Source organism: Ferrovibrio sp., from assembly GCF_025869515.1.
Classification (GTDB): Bacteria; Pseudomonadota; Alphaproteobacteria; order Ferrovibrionales; family Ferrovibrionaceae; genus Ferrovibrio.
Map to the genome: position 1 here is coordinate 1 of NZ_JAOZVR010000007.1, position 20,865 is coordinate 20,865.

At 63.5% G+C, this 20,865-nt stretch carries 19 protein-coding genes and 2 pseudogenes; 6 read left to right on the forward strand and 15 right to left on the reverse strand.

Annotated features, from left to right (window positions below):
• Window positions 1-241 precede the first annotated feature (241 nt).
• From OJJ21_RS00695 to OJJ21_RS00705, 3 genes and pseudogenes are all read right to left on the reverse strand, one after another.
• Window positions 242-1,059, reverse strand: a pseudogene (locus OJJ21_RS00695) (terminase small subunit).
• A 254-nt stretch (window positions 1,060-1,313) separates the two neighbouring features.
• Window positions 1,314-1,736 carry a cupin domain-containing protein gene (locus tag OJJ21_RS00700; protein ID WP_297682328.1) on the reverse strand — a complete coding sequence of 141 codons (423 nt, stop codon included), beginning with the start codon at window positions 1,734-1,736 and terminating at the stop codon, window positions 1,314-1,316.
• A 178-nt stretch (window positions 1,737-1,914) separates the two neighbouring features.
• A complete protein-coding gene (locus OJJ21_RS00705; protein ID WP_297682330.1) occupies window positions 1,915-2,817 on the reverse strand; it encodes a hypothetical protein in 903 nt (300 codons plus the stop codon).
• A gap of 303 nt (window positions 2,818-3,120) precedes the next feature.
• Between OJJ21_RS00705 and OJJ21_RS00710 the strand changes: the two genes are divergently transcribed.
• Window positions 3,121-3,393, forward strand: coding sequence for a hypothetical protein (locus OJJ21_RS00710; RefSeq protein WP_297682333.1), 273 nt, complete (start codon window positions 3,121-3,123; stop codon window positions 3,391-3,393).
• 48 nt (window positions 3,394-3,441) lie between these two features.
• Here OJJ21_RS00710 and OJJ21_RS00715 read toward each other — a convergent pair whose 3' ends face one another.
• Both OJJ21_RS00715 and OJJ21_RS00720 read right to left on the reverse strand, forming a co-directional pair.
• Window positions 3,442-3,921, reverse strand: a complete 480-nt coding sequence (locus tag OJJ21_RS00715; RefSeq protein ID WP_297682362.1) for a LysR substrate-binding domain-containing protein — start codon at window positions 3,919-3,921, stop codon at window positions 3,442-3,444.
• Window positions 3,828-4,217: pseudogene (locus tag OJJ21_RS00720) on the reverse strand (IS3 family transposase); the annotation flags it as partial. The pseudogene OJJ21_RS00720 and the gene OJJ21_RS00715, both read right to left, overlap by 94 nt.
• Window positions 4,218-4,410: 193 nt before the next feature.
• On the opposite strand from OJJ21_RS00720, the gene OJJ21_RS00725 reads away from it, so the two are divergent.
• Both OJJ21_RS00725 and OJJ21_RS00730 read left to right on the forward strand, forming a co-directional pair.
• A complete protein-coding gene (locus OJJ21_RS00725; protein WP_297682335.1) occupies window positions 4,411-4,959 on the forward strand; it encodes a hypothetical protein in 549 nt (182 codons plus the stop codon).
• Entirely contained in the window at window positions 4,872-5,243 is a 372-nt protein-coding gene (locus tag OJJ21_RS00730) for an RES family NAD+ phosphorylase (RefSeq protein WP_297682337.1), read from the forward strand. The genes OJJ21_RS00725 and OJJ21_RS00730 overlap by 88 nt, the downstream gene beginning before the upstream one ends.
• A 333-nt stretch (window positions 5,244-5,576) precedes the next feature.
• On the opposite strand, the gene OJJ21_RS00735 is transcribed toward OJJ21_RS00730, so the two are convergent.
• The 5 genes from OJJ21_RS00735 to OJJ21_RS00755 all read right to left on the reverse strand — a co-directional run bounded on the left by OJJ21_RS00735 (window position 5,577) and on the right by OJJ21_RS00755 (window position 12,624).
• The gene (locus OJJ21_RS00735; RefSeq protein WP_297682339.1) at window positions 5,577-6,542 is read right to left on the reverse strand and encodes an MBL fold metallo-hydrolase; all 966 of its coding nucleotides are present in this window, start codon (window positions 6,540-6,542) and stop codon (window positions 5,577-5,579) included.
• A 245-nt stretch (window positions 6,543-6,787) separates the two neighbouring features.
• A complete protein-coding gene (locus OJJ21_RS00740) occupies window positions 6,788-8,197 on the reverse strand; it encodes a glycoside hydrolase family 30 beta sandwich domain-containing protein (RefSeq protein WP_297682341.1) in 1,410 nt (469 codons plus the stop codon).
• The gene (locus tag OJJ21_RS00745) at window positions 8,197-9,549 is read right to left on the reverse strand and encodes a GH1 family beta-glucosidase (protein ID WP_297682343.1); all 1,353 of its coding nucleotides are present in this window, start codon (window positions 9,547-9,549) and stop codon (window positions 8,197-8,199) included. Before OJJ21_RS00745 ends, OJJ21_RS00740 begins: the two co-directional genes overlap by 1 nt.
• A gap of 66 nt (window positions 9,550-9,615) precedes the next feature.
• Window positions 9,616-11,316, reverse strand: coding sequence for an ABC transporter ATP-binding protein/permease (locus tag OJJ21_RS00750; protein ID WP_297682345.1), 1,701 nt, complete (start codon window positions 11,314-11,316; stop codon window positions 9,616-9,618).
• 582 nt (window positions 11,317-11,898) lie between these two features.
• Window positions 11,899-12,624 carry a LysR substrate-binding domain-containing protein gene (locus OJJ21_RS00755; RefSeq protein WP_297682347.1) on the reverse strand — a complete coding sequence of 242 codons (726 nt, stop codon included), beginning with the start codon at window positions 12,622-12,624 and terminating at the stop codon, window positions 11,899-11,901.
• Here OJJ21_RS00755 and OJJ21_RS00760 point away from each other — a divergent pair.
• Complete coding sequence (locus tag OJJ21_RS00760) at window positions 12,623-12,745, forward strand: SDR family oxidoreductase (RefSeq protein WP_366092129.1); 123 nt, start codon at window positions 12,623-12,625, stop codon at window positions 12,743-12,745. The genes OJJ21_RS00755 and OJJ21_RS00760 overlap by 2 nt on opposite strands.
• Window positions 12,746-13,058: 313 nt before the next feature.
• Here the strand turns inward: OJJ21_RS00760 and OJJ21_RS00765 are convergent, their stop codons facing one another.
• On the reverse strand, window positions 13,059-14,213 hold the full coding sequence (locus OJJ21_RS00765; protein WP_297682349.1) for an SRPBCC family protein: 1,155 nt from the start codon (window positions 14,211-14,213) through the stop codon (window positions 13,059-13,061).
• 127 nt (window positions 14,214-14,340) lie between these two features.
• Here OJJ21_RS00765 and OJJ21_RS00770 point away from each other — a divergent pair, with 127 nt between their 5' ends.
• Window positions 14,341-15,264, forward strand: a complete 924-nt coding sequence (locus OJJ21_RS00770; protein ID WP_297682351.1) for a LysR family transcriptional regulator — start codon at window positions 14,341-14,343, stop codon at window positions 15,262-15,264.
• A 376-nt stretch (window positions 15,265-15,640) separates the two neighbouring features.
• On the opposite strand, the gene OJJ21_RS00775 is transcribed toward OJJ21_RS00770, so the two are convergent.
• The 3 genes from OJJ21_RS00775 to OJJ21_RS00785 form a co-directional block, all read right to left on the reverse strand.
• On the reverse strand, window positions 15,641-16,846 hold the full coding sequence (locus OJJ21_RS00775) for a succinylglutamate desuccinylase/aspartoacylase family protein (RefSeq protein WP_297682353.1): 1,206 nt from the start codon (window positions 16,844-16,846) through the stop codon (window positions 15,641-15,643).
• 201 nt (window positions 16,847-17,047) lie between these two features.
• Window positions 17,048-17,473, reverse strand: a complete 426-nt coding sequence (locus OJJ21_RS00780; protein WP_297682354.1) for a GFA family protein — start codon at window positions 17,471-17,473, stop codon at window positions 17,048-17,050.
• A 103-nt stretch (window positions 17,474-17,576) separates the two neighbouring features.
• On the reverse strand, window positions 17,577-18,782 hold the full coding sequence (locus tag OJJ21_RS00785; RefSeq protein ID WP_297682356.1) for an MFS transporter: 1,206 nt from the start codon (window positions 18,780-18,782) through the stop codon (window positions 17,577-17,579).
• A gap of 100 nt (window positions 18,783-18,882) precedes the next feature.
• On the opposite strand from OJJ21_RS00785, the gene OJJ21_RS00790 reads away from it, so the two are divergent.
• Window positions 18,883-19,788, forward strand: a complete 906-nt coding sequence (locus OJJ21_RS00790) for a LysR substrate-binding domain-containing protein (RefSeq protein ID WP_297682358.1) — start codon at window positions 18,883-18,885, stop codon at window positions 19,786-19,788.
• Between the two features lie 165 nt (window positions 19,789-19,953).
• On the opposite strand, the gene OJJ21_RS00795 is transcribed toward OJJ21_RS00790, so the two are convergent.
• Window positions 19,954-20,682 (reverse strand): hypothetical protein, encoded by a 729-nt coding sequence (locus tag OJJ21_RS00795; protein ID WP_297682360.1) that lies wholly within the window; start codon window positions 20,680-20,682, stop codon window positions 19,954-19,956.
• Between the last annotated feature and the right edge of the window lie 183 nt (window positions 20,683-20,865).

The following is a 20,865-nucleotide window of genomic DNA, read 5'->3' on the forward strand; positions in this document are numbered from 1 at the left end:
CCTAAATCATAGGGCTATAGCGTAAACGTAGTGCTCATCACTATCGGTCGTGGCCCGCCATAAAATCCCCTTAACACATTGCAAATGCTGCGTAATTTCTACGCGTATTTTTGACTACCCCACCACATACCCACCCGTCGACGGCCATTCCGGCGAATGAGGACGAACTGTCCCGAACAAAAAGGGCGGTGAGCCTGAGGCCCCCGCCCTGTTCCCGGTCATTGACAGTGTGTGCGGGCTGTCAGTCGTCGTCTTCGTCGTCGGGCGGATTGGCGACCACAGGCAGGGCGTTGCCCTGGATCTGCTTGATCAGCAGCGTGAGCGGGTTCTCAGCCTCACCGGCGATCTTCAGCTTGTCGTTGAACATGCCCATGTGACGCATGAGAAGCTCAAGCGCGCCCTTCTTGTCCGCGAGCTTGAGCTTCTTGATGCTGCCCACGGATGAACCGTCTTCGCTAAGCTCGACCGCATCGAGGATCGCATCGAGGCCAGCCAGTGCGGCGGCGGTGTCGTCATCCATCTCGTGGAGCAGCTTAATCGTGCCATTGGTATTGAACGCCTTGCGGATGTCGAGGAAGGCAAGCCGGGCCGCTTCCTGCACTACGCGGTCCTGCGTGACCCTGGTGCGCGCCGACCTCTCCGCCATCGCAGCCTGATCCGCTCGGCAACCGGAGCTTTCCGGAGCAGCTGCCTGCCGATATCCGCCGCCGTCCTGGCGCTATATCCCGCCCGCCGTGCCGCCTGGGTGGCATTCAGATCGACCAGATATTCCTCAGTGAAGCGCTGCTGTTTGGCCGTCAGGTTGGTGCGGGGCATGGCCTCGCCTTCCGGCCACGGCACGATGCCGGCGTCGCGCGCAATCTCTCCGGCCGCGGCGATCAGGCCGAACCGGGCGGCGACGCGACTGATCTGAGCATCCGCGCCCTCGGGGCAGTGGTAGCGGACGAACTGATCGCAAAAGCTGCGCGCTTCCCGCTGAATGTCGTCGAAGCGCTCGACCACGACCTTGAGAAATCGTTGGCGTTGCCGAGACGATTGCGACCCACCACCAAAGGTCATGGAGACGCCGCCCGAGATAGCGCTAGAGAGCCTGGAAACAGGCTGGTTGGACTGCGCCCTTCCCGGCGTCTTCACAGGAAGTTATGGCCCGAGGTTGCGCCAGGCGGCTCGGCAACGAGCGGCCTGCTGCCGGTTTCGTGGACGCCGAAATAAGGCCGCTTCGGGCGGCAGCGCGCAGGTGGCCAACACCCCGCGCACCCTAAGGCGTGCCGGCCGATCCGCTCAGAAAAGAGAGGGCGCTTCAGCGCCGGAAGTCAGCCGTTCCGGTTCGGCGTGCCGAGCACATGCGTATCGGGCGGCAGCATCACCTGGTCGAAGGTCTGGGTGAACATGGCCGCCGCGAAGAAGGCCACGGCATGCAACGTCTCGCTGCCCGTATTGACGATGTCGTGCCGCACGTTCGGCGGCAAGGCGAAGACGCTGCCCGCGCCGATGGCGCGGCTGCCGTCCTCCATCAGGAGTTCGCCTGTCCCGGCGAGGATGTACTGGGTCTCTTCCGTGGCATCGGTGTGCCAGCCCAGGCGCCCGCCGGACGGAATCTCATAGACGATGGTGGAGGACTGGCTCGCGCCATGCCCGCCGCAGGTGGCGAAGGCTCCGAGCCAGTTGACGGACGGGTCCGTCGCGCCGTGCACATGCGCCCGCGCGAGCGTGTCGGCGGCAACAATGGGTACCATGACATCCCCCCGATACTGAAGCTCCAATCGCCACGGGGCGCTGCTGGCCACCTGATAAGCCGCGCGCCACGTCCCGACGCACCGACATTAGAGGCGCCACCGGACGGGCGTTACGGAACTTTTCGCCTGCATTGGCAAAGGGAAGCGGAAAGGTGACGCTTGAGGTTACTCTATACCGTCAAATTGCTCCAACGGCCGCGATTGGGGCCGCTGCGGCGTCTTCGCCAGGGGTCATGCGTGCCTTCGCCATGCGATAAATGAGATCATGGCCAGCCATGGTGTCGGCCAGGAATCGGTCAAAGCCGGCGCGACACTCGGGCGTGACGTCGACGCTGTTGCCCGACAGCCGCACGAAGCCAAGCTCCGCCGCCGCCTGCAGCAACTTGCGCACATGGGTGCGGGACACGCCGAAGCTGTCGCCGATCTTGAGAAAGGAGACCTGCGCCGCCGCCTGATCGTCCTGATGGGCGCACACATGCATGAGCTTGGTTAGCATCATGTGGCCGGCCTGCCGGGGCAGGAAGAAGGCGATCACCGGATTGGCCAGGATGAATTGCTGCGCATGGGCCAGGAACGCGGCGCATATATCGCGCGCCACGCGATGAAAGGCCGGGTCGTGGTTGACCGGTTCGGGATATCCGGGGTCCGGAAAGAGGACGTGCAGCGGGTGATAATAGACCCGGAGCGCGCGGCGATCATGGATTAGCATCTTGTCCGTGGGCGCCAGCAATGTGACGCGGCGATCGTCCGGCGCCCGGTAGGCCGAGATGTATCCCGTATCCGCAAGACGGCGAACGATATCGTGGGTGCGGCGCCCGCTCGCGATGCCATGTGCCTCCATCTGCCCTTTGAGCAGTTGCATGGTCGGCCATGTAGCGCGGTCGTCGGGTCGATGTCCGGCGTCCATGATGATGACGCTCATGAAGATCGTCGCTGTGCCGCCATCGATCAGCAGCCGGTTCTCGGCCGGCTGGTTCTCGTGCAGTTCGAGCATTTCGCGGACATAAATCTCCCGCGCCAGCCCGAAGCGCGGTTGCGACAGGATGTCGTTCGCCGACAGCAGAGGCTGGATCTCCATCATAAGGATCTCATTCGACGCAGCGCCTTCCCAATTGTCGGCACAGTCTTACTCAAACGGGACCGAATTGGGAGGTGCCATGCACAGAGCTGCTTGAGATCGGCCAGTGCTTCGGGAGAAGAGCCTCGCGACGCTCCACTGCGCAGAGCAGCAGAGCTTCCAGGCTGAGCGTCCGCAGTTTGGCCGGATTGATATACAAGTTGGCCGATCAGCAAAATCTCGTTCCGGTTATCCAAGTATATTCAGAGCTTAATGCGGTTCATTCGCGATTTGTCGACCGCAGCTTACTAAAGGCGAGGATGGCAAATGATGAATTTTAATAATTATAAACTGAATCTGAGAGAGATATATTTCCTTGCGACGCTCCTGGCTTCAGCGTGGCACTGCGCCGCGGAGGCTCAAACGGCGCCGGAACAGCAAACGCCCGTTCAAGCCAATGCCGACGCGGACGTCACGGTTCTTGAGCCGATCGTCGTGACGGCCAGGAGAATTGGTGGCCATAAGCGGCTGCTTTCGCGCGAAGGGAACGTCCGCTATCCGGGACAAAGCCAGTTTCCGCTCCTGGCGCTCAGGGAATAAGGCTGCCTTATTGTGCCGTCCCCATCGTCAAGAGGCTCGTCCTATTCCTCAAAGGCGGAGTCGGGGTAGATGATTGACCGCGCCCGGCGAAGGGGGCGGGTCGGCGAAGAGCGTCTTGGCCATGAAGGCGACGAAGGCAGCGATCTTGGGCGAAGTATGGCGGCTCGCCGGCCAGAGGATGTGGAAGGCACCGACATCGGCGATGTACGCGTCGAGCACGCTAACCAGCGTTCCCAGCTCCAACTGCCGGCGCACGGCGAGCAGTGGTAGGCAGGCGAAGCCGAAGCCTTCCTCAGCCAGGCAGATTTGTGGCTCCAGCGTGCTGGCGACGCTGGTGAGGGGCAGTTCCATCACGATTTCGCCTCCGACCCGCCACAGCGGCCAAGGCTCCAGCTTCCCTGTCGAGGGAAAACGGTGATGGTGGCAGCGTGCTGCGCCAGACATTCTCGGGTGAAGTCGTCGACGACGACCAGCACATGGAAGCGCCGGCCATCGACGAGTTGGTCGGCGACGAAGTCGAGACTCCAGCGCTGGTTCGGCCCCTGCGGCAAGTTCATCGGCGCCCGTGTGCCGAGCGCCCGCTTGCGCCCGCCCCGCCGGCGCACTGTCAGCCGCTCCTCCCGATAGATCCGGAACAACTTCTTGTGGTTCAGCGCGATGCCTTCCCGCCGCAGCAGGATGTGCAGCCGCCGATAGCCGAACCTCCGCCGCTGGCCCGCAAGGGTCTTCAGCCGCTCCCGGATCTCCACATCGTCGGATCGCCGCGAGGCATAGCGACAGGTCTTCGGGTCGAGCCCGATCAGACCGCAGGCCCGACGCCGCGAGTAGCTCCTCTCTTCGATCGCCCAGGTCACGAACGCTCTCCGTGATCCGGGCTTCAGAAGTTCTTTCCGAGCGCCTCGCGCAGCGTGGCGACGTCCCGCATCGACTCTTCTTCATCTCCGTCTCCTTCCGACGGAGTCCAATTCAAACCGAGGACGATCCAGGGGGCAACGTCACTGGCGACCGAGCTGGAGGATGGCATGTCCGGCCTCACGAACGTTTTCGTGGAAGACCAAGCTCGCCAACTATTTCGAGCTGCTGGTCAATGTCTACGAACCGAGTGAAGATGGGAAATCGCTGGTCGAATGGATGAAGGACGATTGGCAGCTCTTCAGCCATCAGCGCATGGACGTCGCCCACGCAAAAGAGCTGCTCGGCGAAATTCTCGATGATGGTGAGATCGTCCGGCGCGGCTTTGCCCCATCGGAAAGCTATATCAGCGAAGGCCTCGCGCAGTGGGACAAACTGCGAGACGAGATGATGTATTCTAATCGCTGGTTTCTCAACGTCGCCATCGATCTGGACCGTCTCCGCCAGCTGCTCGACATGCTGCTGGCGCTGCCATTGCCCCGACGATGGTATCGCGCGCGTATTCGCACCGAGGATGGGGTCTTCCCGATACGGCCGCGGCCGAGATCAGGCCGCATACCGGCGAAGTGGCTTGCGTTGCGGATTTCACGATCCCCAAGATCAAGGCCGTGGACCTTCGCAATCCGCGCAAGCTGGTATCCCCCTTCATCCTGACCGACGCGAGCGAGATTGGCCAGCTGCGCGCCGACCTGCCATTCCTTGAGCGCCTCGGCGAGGAACTGACGCGACCGGTTCAGCCGGCGTGCGCGGCGATCGACTATATTCCGAGCCAATATCTATGCGAGTTTATCAAGAAGAGCGGCTTCGATGGCGTCGTCTACCGCAGCTCGGTCAGCGATGGCATAAACCTCGCCCTATTCGCCCCCCAGGCAGGCGACGGCGGCCGAGTATCGCTTTACAATATTTCGAAGGTGTCGGTGCAAGTCGCCGCTGCCTGAAAGTACTCCCAGCTGATCAGGTTCATGTAGTTGCAGCATCGTCTGATCCATCGGTTGAGTCCCCGGCTTGCTGCATTTCCCAAATCCACAACACCTTCTCGAAATCGTCCCCATTGAACCGGATGTTGGCGTGAGGTGAGCGCATAACGTCGCGCGTCGGCATTGTGGGACGCGAAGGCAAACGTCCGCTGTCGGGCGGCGAGCTGATTTCTGCTCTTGGCGCCAGGCTGAAACAGGCCTTCTTTTGGGCGCTTCCGTTGAGCGAAGCCGTCATTGCCTCTCAGCTACTTTCTTCAAATCGCTCCGCATGTCTTCGCGACTTCGTACCTATCGTCAAAGCTGAAACGTCTTGCCAACCGACATGGGGATGACTCGTTCACCAAAGGCACCAGCCAGCGCGCTGACAGCCCGCCACCCTGTGCAGTGGCCGGGAGCTATCAATCGCAGATCGAAGGACGCCAGCGCCGTGATAGTTTCCGGAATGATGGCCTCGGTACTGCCCGACAGATGAAAGCCTCCGAACACCCCGTAAAGCGGAATGGTCGGAAATTTCGCCTGCGCATGATTCAACACGTTGATCAGGCCGGCGTGCGAGCAGGCGGTGAACACGACCAGCCCCTTGCCCGATAGGTTAATCGCCAAAAAGCGCTCATCGGGCATGATCTCGTCGGGCTCCCAGTCACCCGTCGCCGTCTGGCGATGCTGGCCGGGGAAGCCGCGCTCGAAAGGGGTGACGCGCGGAATCTCGCCACTGACATAGAATGTCCCGTTCAGCACCAGCTGCTCGTCACGGGTGACAATCACACGGCCGCCGCAGCCACTCAGGACAGCCTCGCTCGGCACCAACTCCATCGGACGAAACCGGCCGTCGTTGGAGCGGGTAGCCCGGAGCGCGAACATGTCGGGATGCATGAAGGTCGGGACACGCTGACCGCCATTAGCCATGCAGATCATCTGCAATGCGCGCGGCATCGCCCCACTATGGTCCCAATGCCCATGTGACAGCACCATGGCGCCGACCGGCGCAAGATCAGCACCTAGCCTCTGTACATTGCGCTCGAACACCCACTCATCGGGGCCAGCATCGAACAGCAAGGTTTGGCTGGTCGCACCAATGGTCGCCGTGATCAGACAGGAAAGCCCATGTGCCGCGCAGCACAGGCACTTCCCGGACAGCCATGGCATGCCCCGGCGGCGGTGCCGTGCGAACTCAGTTTCAACACCGTCGGGGGTCGAGGAAAGGCTGTCGCTCGCATTGTCGATCAACACGATAACTTCGGCCGTGTCGACTACTTCCATGCAGCGCTCCTGTTGGGCGGCGACCGGCTGGGAGCATATGCGTCTCGGAGCGCACCGCAATGTCCGCAAATCGAGACAGGGCCTACGGCCGCTCCTGGCGTGGAGTGACAACGTTCACGACGCGACCGACCTTGCCGATCCCACCTGAGCTCTCTCTCCGCTCTCAAAGGAGCAATCGGTGCGTCGCCTTTCTAAGGTCCTTGAACAGTCCCGTGATGTGGAACTCCAACGCGCTGGACAGCTTCTCAAGCGTCGCTGTGAACCGCCGCCGTCGCCAGGGGCCAACGGAGCGTCGCGATATCGCCCGCCCCCAGTTCCAGCGTCGCGTGCGCCCCTCGATGCCGGATGCGGAAGCGCCGCGGACCGTCGGCGTCGTTCATGACCAGCATCACCACGCGCAAATCCGGCGTCAGGCACGCCACGTTGAGGATCGCTGGCTCCTCGCTCGCGGATTCTTCGCTCGAATGAATGCGCACCGCCCCCGGCCGGATGAACCGCGCCGAATGCGCCATGAGATAATAACCGGCGTTGCGCGCGACGGCGGGCCCGATGGTCACGCCGCCCAGCGAGCCCACCGCTCCGCCGGGCGTGTGCAGGGAGCAATCGGGATCGGAGGCCAGATTCCATTCCACCGCCGTGCGGCTCCAGTTGCGCAGGCCGCCGATCACGACGTTCCTCATATGCCAGCGTAGCGCGCCCATGGGATCCTCATGTGCGGACACCCATTGCTCGGTGAAGTACACTTTCTTCGCGGGATAACGGGCCCGCACCTTCGACATCGCCTCCGCCGTTCCCCGGTACAGATGCCAAGCGACGCCGGCGATATAGGCGCGCGCGCCGGCATCGCCCAGCACGGCGAGCGGATAGTCCGGCTCGTCGCAATTATGGTCCCAGCAGAGTATTTCCGTCTCCGGCGCGGCCCGGCGCAACTGCGGTCCCAGATATCCCTTGATGAACTCCGCCTGTTCCGTGGCGGTCATCACCATGCTCGGCTCGTTCTGCGGATTGCGCGGCTCGTTCTGCGGCGTCACCGCGCTCACGTGAATGCCGTGCCCGCGCATCGCCTCGACATATTTCACGAAGTACCGGGCATAGGCGGGGTAGTAGTCGCGCTTCAGCGAACCCGCGATGAAGCTGCCGCTGCTCTTCATCCAGGGCGGCGCCGACCATGGCGAGGCGATGAGCTTCAGTGTCGGATTGATGCGCAATATCTGCTGCAGCACGGGAACCACGTCCACGTCGCCGGCGGCGAGATCGAAATGCGCGAGGTCGGGGTCCGTCGTCCCGGGAGGCAGATCGCAATAGCTGAAGGCCCTCGGGCCGAGATCGGAGGCGCCGATGCTCAGCCGCAGGCAGCTCAGCCCGAGCGACTCCTCGCTCGCGCCGAATAGCTCCTGCAGCAGCGCCGCGCGGTCCGCCGCCGCCATCCCCGCCAGCAGATAGGCGCTGCCGCCGGTCAGCGCAAAGCCGAAGCCTTCGATCGGCTGGAAGGTCCGGCGATCGTCGACGTCGATGATGGGAAGCGCCTCCCGCGGCGACGATCGGGAAAACGGCACGGGCGGCAGGGGTTGCAGCGGCGAATGGGCGTCGCGCGTGACCCAGCCCTCGATCACCCCCTGCTCGTCCTGCTGCTCGTCCTGCTCGCGGGCCCTCATCACGCGCGATCGCGCTGCCGCTGTGCCTGGATCAGCCTGGCGAACCAGTCGAAAGATGCCTTGGGAACGCGCTTCTGCGTCGGGTAATCGACATAGACCAATCCGAAGCGGTTGGCGTAGCCTGAGCCCCACTCGAAATTGTCCAGTATCGACCAGACGTAATAGCCGCGCAGATCCGCGCCGGCCGCCACGGCCTCCTCGAGCGCATGGGTATAGGCGGCGAGATAGGCGATGCGCCCGCCATCGTTCACCCCGCCCGCCTCGTCGAGCGTCTCGTTCGCGCCGTAGCCGTTCTCGGTGATGTAGATCGGCAGCCTGTAGCGCTTGTGCGTGCCGATCAGCTCGTCGCGGAACGCGTCCGGGTCGATGCGCCAGCCCACGCCGGTCACCGGGCGATCGCGCGGCGCATCGGCCCAGGCGAAGCCGAGCGGGCCCTGATCGGCGCGCGCATAGATCGGGCAATAATGGTTCAGCCCGAACCAGTCGATCGGCTGGGCGATGCGCGCCATGTCGCCGGCATGCATGAACTCCTCGACGCCGTCGACCAGCTCGGGCGGATATTCGGCGAGGCATTGCGGGTCGGCGTAGAGCCGGTTCCAGCAGGCGTCGAGAAGATTGGCCGCCACCGCATCCTCCGGCGCGGCGCTCACCGGCAGACAGACTTGCCGGTTGTAGATGGCGCCGAGCTGGGCGTCCGACACCAGCGTCCTGAGGGTGCGGACCGCTTCGCCATGCGCGAGGTTCACATGGTGGGACGCCTGCAGGAAGCTGCGGCGGTCGGCGATACCGGGGGCGTTCCAGCCCATGCCGTAACCGAACAGCGTGCACACATTGGGTTCGTTGAAGGTGGCGAAATGCCGGACACGGTCGCCGTAGCGGCGCGCGATCAAGGCGGCGTAATCGGCGAACCAGAAAGCGATGTCGCGGTTCTGCCATCCGCCGAGATCGTCAAGCGCCTGCGGCAAGTCCCAGTGATACAGGCACAGCCACGGCTCTATGCCGCTCTCGAGCAACTCGTCGATCAGGCGGTCATAGAAGTCGAGGCCCGGGCTGTTGGTCCGGCCGCGTCCCCGCGGCAGCACGCGCGGCCAGGCCACGGAAAACCGGTAAACCTGCGCGCCGAGGCGACGCATCAGCGCCACGTCCTCGCGATAGAGATGATAGTGGTCGCACGCCACGTCGCCGGTATCGCCATTGACGACGCGGCCCTTCTGCCGGCTGAACAGGTCCCAGATGCTGGGGCCGCGCCCGTCCTCCGCGGCGGCTCCCTCGATCTGGTAGGCCGCGGTGGAAACGCCCCACTTGAACGAAGCAGGCAGCGCCAAGGCCGACGGCACGGGAGCCACCGTCACAGCTTCGGTATCCGTTCCAGCCGATTCCACTTGTCGTTCCCTCACATATGAGCCGCAACAGGACAACTACCGGGATGCGGTCTCTGCTTCCACGTGCAGCACGCGCCGGAAAAATCCGTCAAACAATCCGGTTCGACCGACGGCCACAACCGCCGCCGACGGAAGCTCCTCAACAAGCATCTGGGCCATTTCACGCTGGGTCGCCTCGTCGAGCGCGTTCGTTGCCTCCGCCAGGAAGATCCAGTCGGGCCGATGAAGCAGAATGCGCGCAAAACTGAGCCTTTGCTTTTGCGCCGCGGAGAGCACGTGGTCCCAATTCTCCACCACGCCAAGATGCTCCGCCCAATCGCTCAGACCCACGCGGCGCAACGCTGAATCGATGTTGGTCGGAGAACAGACACCGAGCGCCAGCGGGTAACAGACGGCTTCGCCCAAAGCTCCCACGGGGAGATAGGGTCGGTCACTGGCAATGAAGATGTTCGCATCCGCCGGCAGCGTCACCTTTCCGGTGCCCCATGGCCAAAGCCCTGTAACGGCAAGGAGAAGCGTGTGGCATAGCTGCGTGTCGCCTTCAATCAGCACGTGCTCGCCCGGGCCTATCTCGGCCGTGATCTCGTGCATCAACGGCACCGCATCGTGCTCCATCACGCGCACGCCGGCGAACTGCAGCACATCGCCCTCGTGCCTCACCTCGATGCGGTTCTCGCCGAGTTTCTCCTGGAGCTGGCCCAGTGCCTCCTGAAGCGCCATCACGCGTTCGACGGAGGCCCGCCATTGGGCGATGTTGGAAAGATTGTCTATGGGGAATGACAGCGCGGCGGTGACCTGCTGAAACGCCTGCGCCATCTGCATGAGCGTACCGAGCGTGATCAGCCCCATAATATAGCGCGGCGCCGCGACAAGGAGCGGGAACGGGCTCGCCAGCACGCTGTACGCGGTGGTGAACAGGATGATGCGCACCAGGCTATCGGTCTGGCTCTCCCAGCCGCGCCTTACGCCACGCAGCAACTCCTGAAGGTGTATTCGCTCGTCGGTATCGCCGCCGATCAAGGCGATGCTTTCGGAATATTCCCTCGCCCGCGCCAGGCCGAACCGGAAATTGGCTTCCACCGTCTGCCGCAGATTGGAGGCGCCGACCAAGGGCAGCCCCGCCCATAGCGCCATGCTGGTGCCGATCACCGAATAGGTGAGTGCGATGAAGACCATGAAGCCGGGTATGGCGATGACCGTCCCGCCGATCTCGACATGTATGACGCCGGAGAGTTCCCACAGGACGCTGACGAAGGTTCCCAGAAGCAGGATGCAGTAGAACAGCGACTGGCCGAGATCGACCGCCGACTCGGTGGTGACGCGGATATCCTCAGCGATGCGCCCGTCCGGATTGTCGTGGTCGCCCGCGATCAGGCCGAGCTGATAGTGCCGTCCCTCCGCCATCCAGGTCGACAAGGTGTTCTTGGTGAGCCAGACGCGCCAGGCGAATTGCAGCCGTCGCTTGACATAGAGCGAGACGGAAAACACGAAGAGGCTCGCCAGAAGCAAAGCCACGAACGTGACAATCTGCTGGAGGAACGTGTCGAGCTGGCGTGCTTCCAGCGCATTGTAGAGCCGCGCCGACCAGGAATTCAGCCCGACCTGCACCGCGACCTGGGCAACCGTCAGGGCCGCGATCAGGGCCAGGCGACCGCGGTTCATCCATTTGTGTTCCGCCGACCAGAAGGGCAGCGCAAAAACGACGAAACGCCAGAGAAAGCCAAAGTGATAGCGCACGCCTTTCTTGGGGCGAGTGCTGTCGCCCGCCCTATCCCGCCTCATGGACTCAGCGCGCCTTGTCTATCGATTCGGAGACATCGAATCGGAACTTAGTTTGAGATTTCAGCCTCCACCTAGCACATGCGGGCAACATGGGGTGGTCCACCGGCACCGGATCAGCGCCGAAACCGTGCTGGTCAGAAAGGATGGCAAAGCCGTCCCCCAATACGGGAGCGGATTGGTACGTCGCAGCAAGTCCTCGCTCTCGTCACGCATCGGGGACCCTACGCGGCACGCGCCGCGTCCACGCTGATTTCGCCGCAGCATTCATCCTCACGCACGTGCTCACCGGACCGCTCGCACAGACCACCATAATCAACTGCCGCCCCAGTATCGATGACCAGACGATTCGCGCGCCCGTCCACCCTCTGATGGGATCTACGTAAAGCCGGCCTGGTGCATTTTGAGGCTCCGCACTCCCTCAAGGAGTCACTGAAAAATAGAGACGGACAGGCAGATCCTCGACGTCAAACGCGCGGAATGATTGCTATGGAGACGTCCACTTTTCAGTGGCCGTCAGACTTCCGCTCTTGGCGCATCTCAACCTGTCGACAGCCCCGGGGCATCGCTGCCTCCACTATGCCGGCGCGCAAAGTTGATAAATGCCTTGAACGCGGCGGTCGGGTTGCGCCGGCTCGGGTAGTAGAGGCTCAAGGGCGATAGTGTCCGCGTCCAATCCTCAAGCACGCGCACGAGGCGGCCTGCCTCGATGTCATCGCGCACGTCGGACTCCATCGCCAGGGCGAGACCGACAGAGGCGAGGGCCGCGCTGCGTGCGAGGCTCGCTTCGTCGAGGGTGATGGCGCCCTCGACGTCGATATGAACCGATTGCCCGTCCTTCTCGAACGGCCAGCGGTAGATCGCGCCATCGGGAAGCCGGACGCGGAGACAGCAATGCTCGGCGAGATTCTGGGGGGCCATAGGCGTCCCGTGCGCTTTCAAATAGCTCGGTGTGCCCACCACGACATTGCGCCGCGCGACACCTAACGGGACCGCGATCATGTCAGCCGGTACGAGGTCGATGCTACGGACGCCAAGGTCGAAGCCGCCGGAGACGATGTCGACATGGACCTGAGGGTACATCCGGAGAAACGGCAGAACGAGCCAAGGGAAAATCTCCCGCGCCGCCGTCGGAAAGGCGTTGATGCGCAGTGTACCCGATGGCGTGGCCTGTTGAGACCGCGCGAAGCGTATCCAAGACGCCAACGGCGGCACGCTTGAGGACGCGCGCCAGCTCGTCCTGAAGGGCCTCGGCGGCATTGCCATTGGTCGCGGCGCCGAACCCTTCGAGGTCGCCGAAGCCATCGCCTTCCTGGCCTCGGATCACGCCTCTTCGATCCATGGTTCAGAGCTCGTCGTCGACGGCGGCACCGTCCCGACCGTCTGATGACAGGGGTCTGTCTACGCTTGGCCGAACTGGCCGAGCGTGGACCGGCGCATGCTCATGGTCCAATGCTCTCAACGTCTGCTGCTCTCAACGTCTGCTCTCCGGCCAACAGCGACTTTCCGCTCATGGCGCAACGGCACCATGAGCAGCGGCTCGTCGAACAGGTGGGTGGTGATATAGTCAGCCAGCTTCGCAAACGCGTCGGCGCGACTGAGGCAGTGCCTTTCCTGCGAAAGGAAGGTGTCGACCCGGTGCCGGTAAGGTCGGGGTTTCGTTCATCCCCTCGATATCGGCGCGCTCAGTCGCCATGGTCTCACTCCGCGGCGAGAGCGAAGGAGCGATCGAAGCCGGTTGCGCGATCAGCGATGTAGTGCATGAAATCGTAGATCGGCCGCTCTAGATAGGAGAGGTGGCCGGCGCGAGCCACGCCCGCATTCATGCCCCGGAACACCTTCTCCGTGCAGCCGCGATCCTCGACATTCACCTCATCCAGCAGGTTTTTCAGCGTCGCCACATACTCGCCGGCTCGCGGGTCGGCCATGAATTCCGGTGACAGCCCGCCGCCGAACAGCATCGCCACCTGGCCGGTGCCCTTTGGATGCAGAGACAGGTACCAGAAATAGCCGGGGGTCAGGGTGATGAGGTGGCTGGGATAGAGGGCCAGCAGCGCGGTCGTCTTGCGCCAGCGTCCTTCGAGACGGGTATTGTCCGGGTGCGCATTACCGATCGGTAGCGACGCTTCCTTGGTAATCCAGTGATAGTTGAAGGCAGCGAGGCCCGGAGGGCACTCCATCTCCTCGAGTTTTGAGTGGCCGCCCACAGTTTCGGCGTGACAGACCGGAAGGTGGTAGCTCTCCATGAAGTTCTCCGCGAGCACCTTCCAGTTCGTGTCCCATACGTGGGTCTCGCGGAAGCACTCGATATAGTTCTCCATCTGGTATTGGGCGATCATCGCTTCCAGCGGCCGCAGCGTCGAGGCGACGCTCGGGCGATCCTTGTCGAGCGTTATATAGATCCACCCGAGCCATTCCTCGCAGCGGATCGACGGCAGGACGTAGTCATCTTTGCAGAAGCCCGTGGTCTCCGTCATGAACGGCGCCCCGCGCAAGTGGCCGTCGAGACCGTAGGTCCAGGCGTGATACGGGCAGACGATCGCGCGCCGGTTTCCGGTGCCCTCGAGCAGCGTCGACATGCGATGCAGGCAGACATTGGAAAAAGCGCGCAACTGGCCTTCCTTGTCGCGCAGCACCATTACCGGCTGGCCGGCAAGTTCGTAGGTCAGGTAGTCGCCCGCATTGGCGAGGCCACTGGATCGGCCGACACACATCCATTCCTTGGAGAAGATGGCGTCCAACTCGCGCGCGAGGAATTCCGGGCTGGTGTAGACACTTGGCGGCATTGCGCGTGCGTCCTCGAACGGCTGTGCTGCGGCCTCGAGTAGTTCGGCAATGGGCTGAGCTGGCGACATGGCGCTGATCCTTGTCCTCGCAGGCAGGCGCCGCTCCACTCGAGCAGGGCAGCCGATCGGAAGACAGATTGAACTTTTTCCAAGATAGGGAAAAACTCAAATATCTTGGCTTTAGACAAGGATTAATATGGTTCGGTACACTCTCCGCCAGTGCACATATTTCCGCGCCGTCGCCGAGCATGGCGGCATCGCGCAAGCCGCCCGCGCGCTCAATATTTCCCAACCCTCGGTCGCGCAGGCGCTGGACAAGCTGGAGAACGTCACCGGCCTCGCGCTGTTCGATCGGCACCACGCACGGGGGCTGACGCTCACGCTTCAAGGTCGCGTCTTTCTGGAGCACGTGACCCGCCTGGAGGAGCAGGCCCAGCAGGTCGAGCGCGAAGCCTCGGCGCTGGCCGCGGAAGCAGCAGGAGAGATTCGTCTCGGGGTATTCTGGACACTCTCTCCCTTCTACGCAGCGCGCCTCATCAGTTCCTTCGCGGACATCGTTCCAGGGGTCATCATCCGCCTGAGGGAGATGTCGCTCACCGATCTCGCCGACGCGCTCCGGGAGGGCTCGATTGATCTCGCTCTGACCTATGATCGCGGCGCGGAACCTGAGGGGCTGGCCTTTGTCGAGCTCGCCGCACTCCGGCCGATGGTCGTGCTCGCCGCCGACCATCCGCTGGCCGGCCGCCGCTCGATCAATCTCTCGGATCTCGCTGCAGAACCCTATGTCATGCTCGACGGGCCGGGGAGCCGGAGTTATTTCGAGGGCCTGCTTGAAGAAATCGGGGTTAGCCCACGCATTTCCTACGTTTCCACCTCGCTGGAATCGGTACGGAGCGCGGTCGCTGCCGGCTTCGGCTTCACGCTGCTGGTGATGCGGCCTCCATCCTCTGTCACATACGATGGAGGCAGGGTGAAGACGCTGAAGATCGATAACGAGGTACGCCCGCTGCGCGTCGTGCTCGCTTCACGCGGCGGTGGCCATCGCGGGCTGATACTTCGGCGATTCGCTGACCACGCCGTCGACTATTTCGCGTCTCGTCGAACAACACAGGCCTCCTAAGGCGCAAAGGTCATGGCTACGAGCGCCTACCGCCGGTCCTCTTGCGGAGCCGGTTTTCCACCGCCACTTGCTCGAGAGAAGCCCTTGCCGATAGAGGCGGCCGTGAAGAGCGGGGTATATCGCCTCTGCTGGAGCGCAGATTGGCGTCGGCAGCGCTCTACCCAATTGTATAGCCTGCGCGGCATTTGACATTATTGTCAGCCACTAAGCGACCGCTATCGGACGCGAAGGCGAACGTCTGCTGTCCGGTAGCGAGGCGAATTCCCGCTCCTGGCGCGTTCAGGCACTGACGGACCTAGTGCCCTCCGCGCAGCTAAGTCTTGCGCAGGTACCGCATCGGGCATCCGGACCGATGCACGCTGCGAGTGCGAAGTTGTCACTCGGGATAAGTCTCATCCTGACCTGGTACATCCTCGTGGAAGAGGATGAACACCAAGGGGTTGCCGGGCTCGGCCAGCGCGTCGCTGCGCTGACCGGTCACCTCTCCGGCCACGCTGCTTGTGTATTCGGCGACCACTTCGCCGAAGCTGTCGCGCTGGATGGCGACCTTCTGTCCGGGCTGCACCTTGTCGTTCAGCTTGACCAGATGCTCGACGATCCCGCCCTCGGTTGCCAGGATCGGGAAGGCACTGTTGCCAACGAAGACGCCCACGTCCTTGCCCGTGCGTCCCATCGGCCCGGCGACGATGCCGTGATGCTTGAGGACGTTCATCGTGCCTTCCACAAACAGCGCGATCATTTCGAGGTCCAGCACGCGAGCCGCGCCGATCTCCGGCGTGAAGGCGGGGATGCCCACATCCATGAAGGCGTTGTGCAGCACACCGGGATAGACGTGATTGTCGAAGACTTGGCTCACGGGGTAGAGTTCCACCATCGCCTTGACCTCCGGCACATCCATGCCGCCGATGTTGAAGGCAGTGACATCGAACCCGGTCGTCCCGGTGTGAAAGTCGATCGCGGCATCGGCGTTAGGCCGCAGCAGCCGGTTGAACAGCAAGCCGGCATGTCGGCTCGGCGCGGTGAGGCCGTTCTCATTGCCGGGCCATTCCCGGTTCATGTCGATCAGATCGGCGCCTCTGCCGGCATTGGGCCATCGGCGCTGCATACCTTCGATGGCTGCGCGGGACACATCGGTGACGGCCATCACCGTGCCCGACATCAGCGCCGGATCGAGCTGGTTCATCACGGAGTGGACCGTATGCACAGAACTCATCTCGTCGCCATGCACGCCGCTGACCAGAACGACACGCTTGCCCGGCTGCGTTCCCTTGGCGACCGTCACGGACACATACCAGTGCTGTCCGGAGGGCATCTCGACGCCCTGAAAATACAGGTGATGCTTCTTTCCAGGCTCCAGATCATTGACGTCAAGCGCGCTGACGACCTTTCTCCCCTGGATGACATCGCCGGTATAGACCGTTGCGGATGCAGCGCCGGAAGCCGGACCGGCAGCGGTGTGCGTCGAGCCCTGGGCGCTGGCGGAAGGAGCGTTGGCGACGAGCCCGGCCGACGCACCGATCGTCGCAACGGACGCAATCATGAAATCGCGGCGGCCGAGGCGCTCGCCTGACTTGTTCGACATGACGTGGACCCTTCCTTGAATTGCCCGCCCCTCTCCGAGCATGGTTACGCCCAACGACGCTGAGTGCAATGCAGCCGCGGGTGCTCATAGCCGGGTCATTCACTCTCGTCTGACTGTCCGCCGAACGTCCGAAAGCTAGAGCAAGCGCGATGTCGGCTCCTGGCGCCTTTACGCCGAGTAGGGCTGGGGGATCCGCGACGGTCAGCTTGCCGGAATGAAACGCAGAATGCCGGCTCGGCGCGTTGGCTTTCCGGTATCGCTCGTGTGATTGACGCCGTCCATGACGGGCACCTCAAGGAAATCGAACGGGCTTGTTCCGTTGAGGCAGGCGACGTTGACAGCATACAGGCGCTGATCGGATCGTCGTTGATGGTGGGTGTAAATCCCGCAACGCGAACAGAAGAAGTGCTGCGCAGCTCCAGTATGGAAGCGGTAGGTTGTCAGCATCTCCTCGCCTTCGAGGATCTGCATCCCGCCCATTTCGGCTATTACGACGACCGCGCCACGCATGCGGCAGTAGGAGCAGGTACAGCGCCGGATCGAGTTGAAGCCATCGCTGAGCGACACCTCGAAGCGCACGGCACCACAATGGCATCGGCCAGCACGGAGGTTTGTGTCGTTCACCATGTCGTCGCTTGTCCTATTGCAGGCCATCCGAAAGCCAGACTCGAAAAGTCCATCGCCAGACGCCACGCTCGGCAGTCGTGTGCATGAGGGCAATGGTCACCGCTCACCGCCTCATCAGTTTCGGCCCGAGGGCGAGTGCGAGCGGCAGATTGACCAGCGCGGCGGCGGCGGTCCCCAGCGTCGCGACGACAGGGCCGGCCTGATCGCCCACCGCGCCGAACAGCAGCGGCGACAGTGCCCCTGAGCCGATCACGCCGGTATAGAAGATGGCGAAGGCGCGCTCGGTCCGATCGGCCGGCGACAGTTCCGGCACGGTGCCGTAGAGCACCGAGGACGTACCGTTCAGCGTGAGGCCAAGCAGCGGCAGGATAATCAGCAGCGGCAGGAGAGGCAGGACGGCGGCGAGCACGATCATGAGGGCGGTAAGCCCCTCGGTGCACAGGGTGACGCCGACGACGCCCCAGCGCTGGGCAAGCCAGCCGCAGGCGAGCTTGCCCGCCGCGCCGCCGAGGAAGACGAGAGCAAGGGCCGTGCCGATGAGCGGCTGCGAGGCACCTTTCAGCTGCAGCAGAAACGGCAGGAAGGTCAGGAACCCCATGCGTACGCCGGTGTCGATCACCCCAATCGCCAGCAGCAGCGGGAAACCGGTACCGCCGCGCTGCAGGGGCGCGCGTCCCGAGGTGGCGGGCGGCGGCGGCGCTTCGATCCTGGGCATCAGCAGTGTGAGCAGGGCGGCGACCGCGATTCCTGCCAGCGCAAGCAGCCATAGTGACGGCCGCCACGGCGCGATCGACAGGCCGAAGGATAGCGCGGCAGGAATGATGGCCTTGCCGAGGTCGCCACTGAAATTATAGGTGCCGAGCGGCCCGCGCGCTGCCGCCCCATAGGCGCGCGACACCGCGCTGGAAGCGATCGGATGCTGGACGCTGGAACCGGCGCCTGAGACGAGCAGCGCCGCATAGAGCCCCACCGCGCCGCCGCTGAAGCCGGCCAGCCCATAGCCGGCAGCGGCGAGCACCGTCCCGAGGATCAACACCGCCCGGCCGCCGACATGGTCAGCGAGCCAGCTCGCCGGCACCTGCAGCGCGGCCATGGCGCCGGCATAGAGGCCACGCAGCAGCGCGAGCGCGACATAGTCGAGGCCGAACTCGGCCCGCCACACCGGAAGGAGCACGTAGATCGCGTCGGTGTAGCCGTCATGCAGGGCATGGGCGAGGCCGGCGAGGGTCAGAGTGCGCCGGCGGGTTTGCGGCGTCTGCGACAGCGCCGACGGCTCGGCGGAAGGGACGATGCTGGATGAATTTGTCACATCAGCACTGTGCGCCTGCTAGAATGTGGCGCGCAAACGACTAATTTGGCGGCGCCATGTTAGAAAAATTCACATGAGAAGCCCTTCGAAGGATCGGCCTTTGCCGCCCCTCAATGCCATCCGCGCCTTTGAGGCGGCCGCGCGCCGGTCGAGCTTCAAGGACGCCGCTGCAGAACTCGGTGTCACGCATGGCGCGGTCAGCCGGCAGATCCGGCTTCTGGAGGAATGGCTCGGTCCCCCGGCACTGTTCCGCCGCCTGAGTCACGGGGTTGCGCTGACGGCGGAGGGCCAGGCGCTGTTCGCCGAAATCCATCCCGCGCTCGAGCGCATTGCCGGGGCGGCTGCGTTGCACGGCCGCAAAGCCAGCGGCACCGTGGTGCTCAGGGTCAACGCGCTCGCCACCTTCAGCCTCCGCTGGCTGGTGCCGAAACTCGGCCTGCTACGGGAGGCTCATCCCGACATCGAGATCGAGCTGACGACCGGCAACGAGCCGGTGGACGGGCTGGCCGATGACTACGACTTGATCATCCGCGGCGGACCGGACGCCTTCCACGGCTTCGAGGCCCGCCTTCTGCTCCCGGAGAGACGCCTCCCCGCCTGCAGCCCTACGCTGCTGCGGCGCCAGCCGCTCGACGAGGTAGGGGATCTCGCCCGGCACACGCTTCTCCATGTTGCCAGCATGCCGCGGCTCTGGCGCGACTGGCTGGCGCAAGCCGGGCATGGCTCCCTCGAACCGGCGGCCACGCTGACGCTGGACCACTTTTACTTATCGATTCAGGCGGCGGTAGACGGCCTTGGCGTGGCGATGGCGCCGTCCACCCTGATCGAGGACGATCTGCGCGCGGGTCGGCTGATGACGCCCTTTCCGCACATCTCGCTACCGTCGCGCAGTTATTTCGCCTACACGCCCCTCGGCTCGCCGCTGCGCGCCGAAAGCGAGCGAGTCTGCGCGTGGATCGAAGCCTTCGACATCACGCCCCCGACGCAGATCGGTGAGCAGCAATGATTGGCCGCCGTCGTGGCCGTTTGAATGGCCGCTTCTCGGCGGAGTGCTAACGACCGCTCCTGGCGCGCAACGACCAACACCGAACGCCAACAAGCTTGGGCAAAGACCTGTTCCCCATGTTCCCCAAACCAAAAATGCATGGGGAGCAGAATTTCCCTTGATGGATCAGCTTTGTACCCCTTGTTCCCCCAGTTCCCCCGAAAATTCGATGACATCCGCACGTTCTTCACCCGATGGCGCGGCCTGATCGGCGTCCGTTTCATCGGCACCGTGCTCGCAGTAGCGCGCCCACGCCTCCATGAGCTTGCGCCGCTTCTCAAGCGCATCACCGCGGCGATAGGCGCGCTCAACCTCATCACCCACCGTGTGCGCCAGCGCAGCTTCGGCGACCTCGCGCTGGAACGCCGTCTCCTCACCGACCCAGTCGCGGAACGCCGAACGAAAGCCGTGCACGGTGTATTCGCGGTCCAGCCGGCGCAGCTGCATGTCGAAGGCCATGACCGACAAGGGCTTCGTCTTCCGGGCGCCGGGAAAGACAAAGGCGTCGCTGTCCGGATCAAGGAAGGCGAGACGCAGCACGCGGGTGACCCAGGATTCGGTCATGGCATTGGCGGCGGCAAGGTCGGCGATGCGCAGCTTTGGCTCAGCAACAAGCTGCTTCCACCATTCACGTGCTGTCGCGATCATCTTGAGCAACCGATCGTCGGCCTGAGGCAAGGCAGCTTTGCCGTTCGGCAGAACCAGACGAAGCGCGAAGCCGCCGCGCTTCAGCTTCACTGGGACGGCGATTTCGATGGTCTCCGCGTCATCCGGCCGATCGACGATCTTCAACAGGCTCATGATACCCTTGGCGTTGAGGGCGATGGTCAGTACGCCGCCAAGACGACGTGACATCGTTACTTGGAACGGTTGTCACGATCGGATCCTTGAACGCGAAGCGGGGGAACCAGACGGGAAATTCAAATGGGACTCTCGCGTTTGGGATCGATCCACCAGGTGCAATTGCGCTCACAGAGATAAGCCGTCCGCGTTCACCGGGCGGCCGGCGGTGTCCTTGAGAACTTGGTGCCGCCGCTG

Bases quoted from the DNA above. Each gene is read 5' to 3' on its own strand.
- OJJ21_RS00700 (WP_297682328.1), bottom strand. From the start codon at position 1,736: ATGGTACCCATTGTTGCCGCCGACACGCTCGCGCGGGCGCATGTGCAC.
- OJJ21_RS00705 (WP_297682330.1), bottom strand. From the start codon at position 2,817: ATGATGGAGATCCAGCCTCTGCTGTCGGCGAACGACATCCTGTCGCAA.
- OJJ21_RS00710 (WP_297682333.1), top strand. From the start codon at position 3,121: ATGATGAATTTTAATAATTATAAACTGAATCTGAGAGAGATATATTTC.
- OJJ21_RS00725 (WP_297682335.1), top strand. From the start codon at position 4,411: ATGGCATGTCCGGCCTCACGAACGTTTTCGTGGAAGACCAAGCTCGCC.
- OJJ21_RS00735 (WP_297682339.1), bottom strand. From the start codon at position 6,542: ATGGAAGTAGTCGACACGGCCGAAGTTATCGTGTTGATCGACAATGCG.
- OJJ21_RS00740 (WP_297682341.1), bottom strand. From the start codon at position 8,197: ATGAGGGCCCGCGAGCAGGACGAGCAGCAGGACGAGCAGGGGGTGATC.
- OJJ21_RS00755 (WP_297682347.1), bottom strand. From the start codon at position 12,624: ATGGCAATGCCGCCGAGGCCCTTCAGGACGAGCTGGCGCGCGTCCTCA.
- OJJ21_RS00765 (WP_297682349.1), bottom strand. From the start codon at position 14,213: ATGTCGCCAGCTCAGCCCATTGCCGAACTACTCGAGGCCGCAGCACAG.
- OJJ21_RS00770 (WP_297682351.1), top strand. From the start codon at position 14,341: ATGGTTCGGTACACTCTCCGCCAGTGCACATATTTCCGCGCCGTCGCC.
- OJJ21_RS00775 (WP_297682353.1), bottom strand. From the start codon at position 16,846: ATGTCGAACAAGTCAGGCGAGCGCCTCGGCCGCCGCGATTTCATGATT.
- OJJ21_RS00780 (WP_297682354.1), bottom strand. From the start codon at position 17,473: ATGGTGAACGACACAAACCTCCGTGCTGGCCGATGCCATTGTGGTGCC.
- OJJ21_RS00795 (WP_297682360.1), bottom strand. From the start codon at position 20,682: ATGTCACGTCGTCTTGGCGGCGTACTGACCATCGCCCTCAACGCCAAG.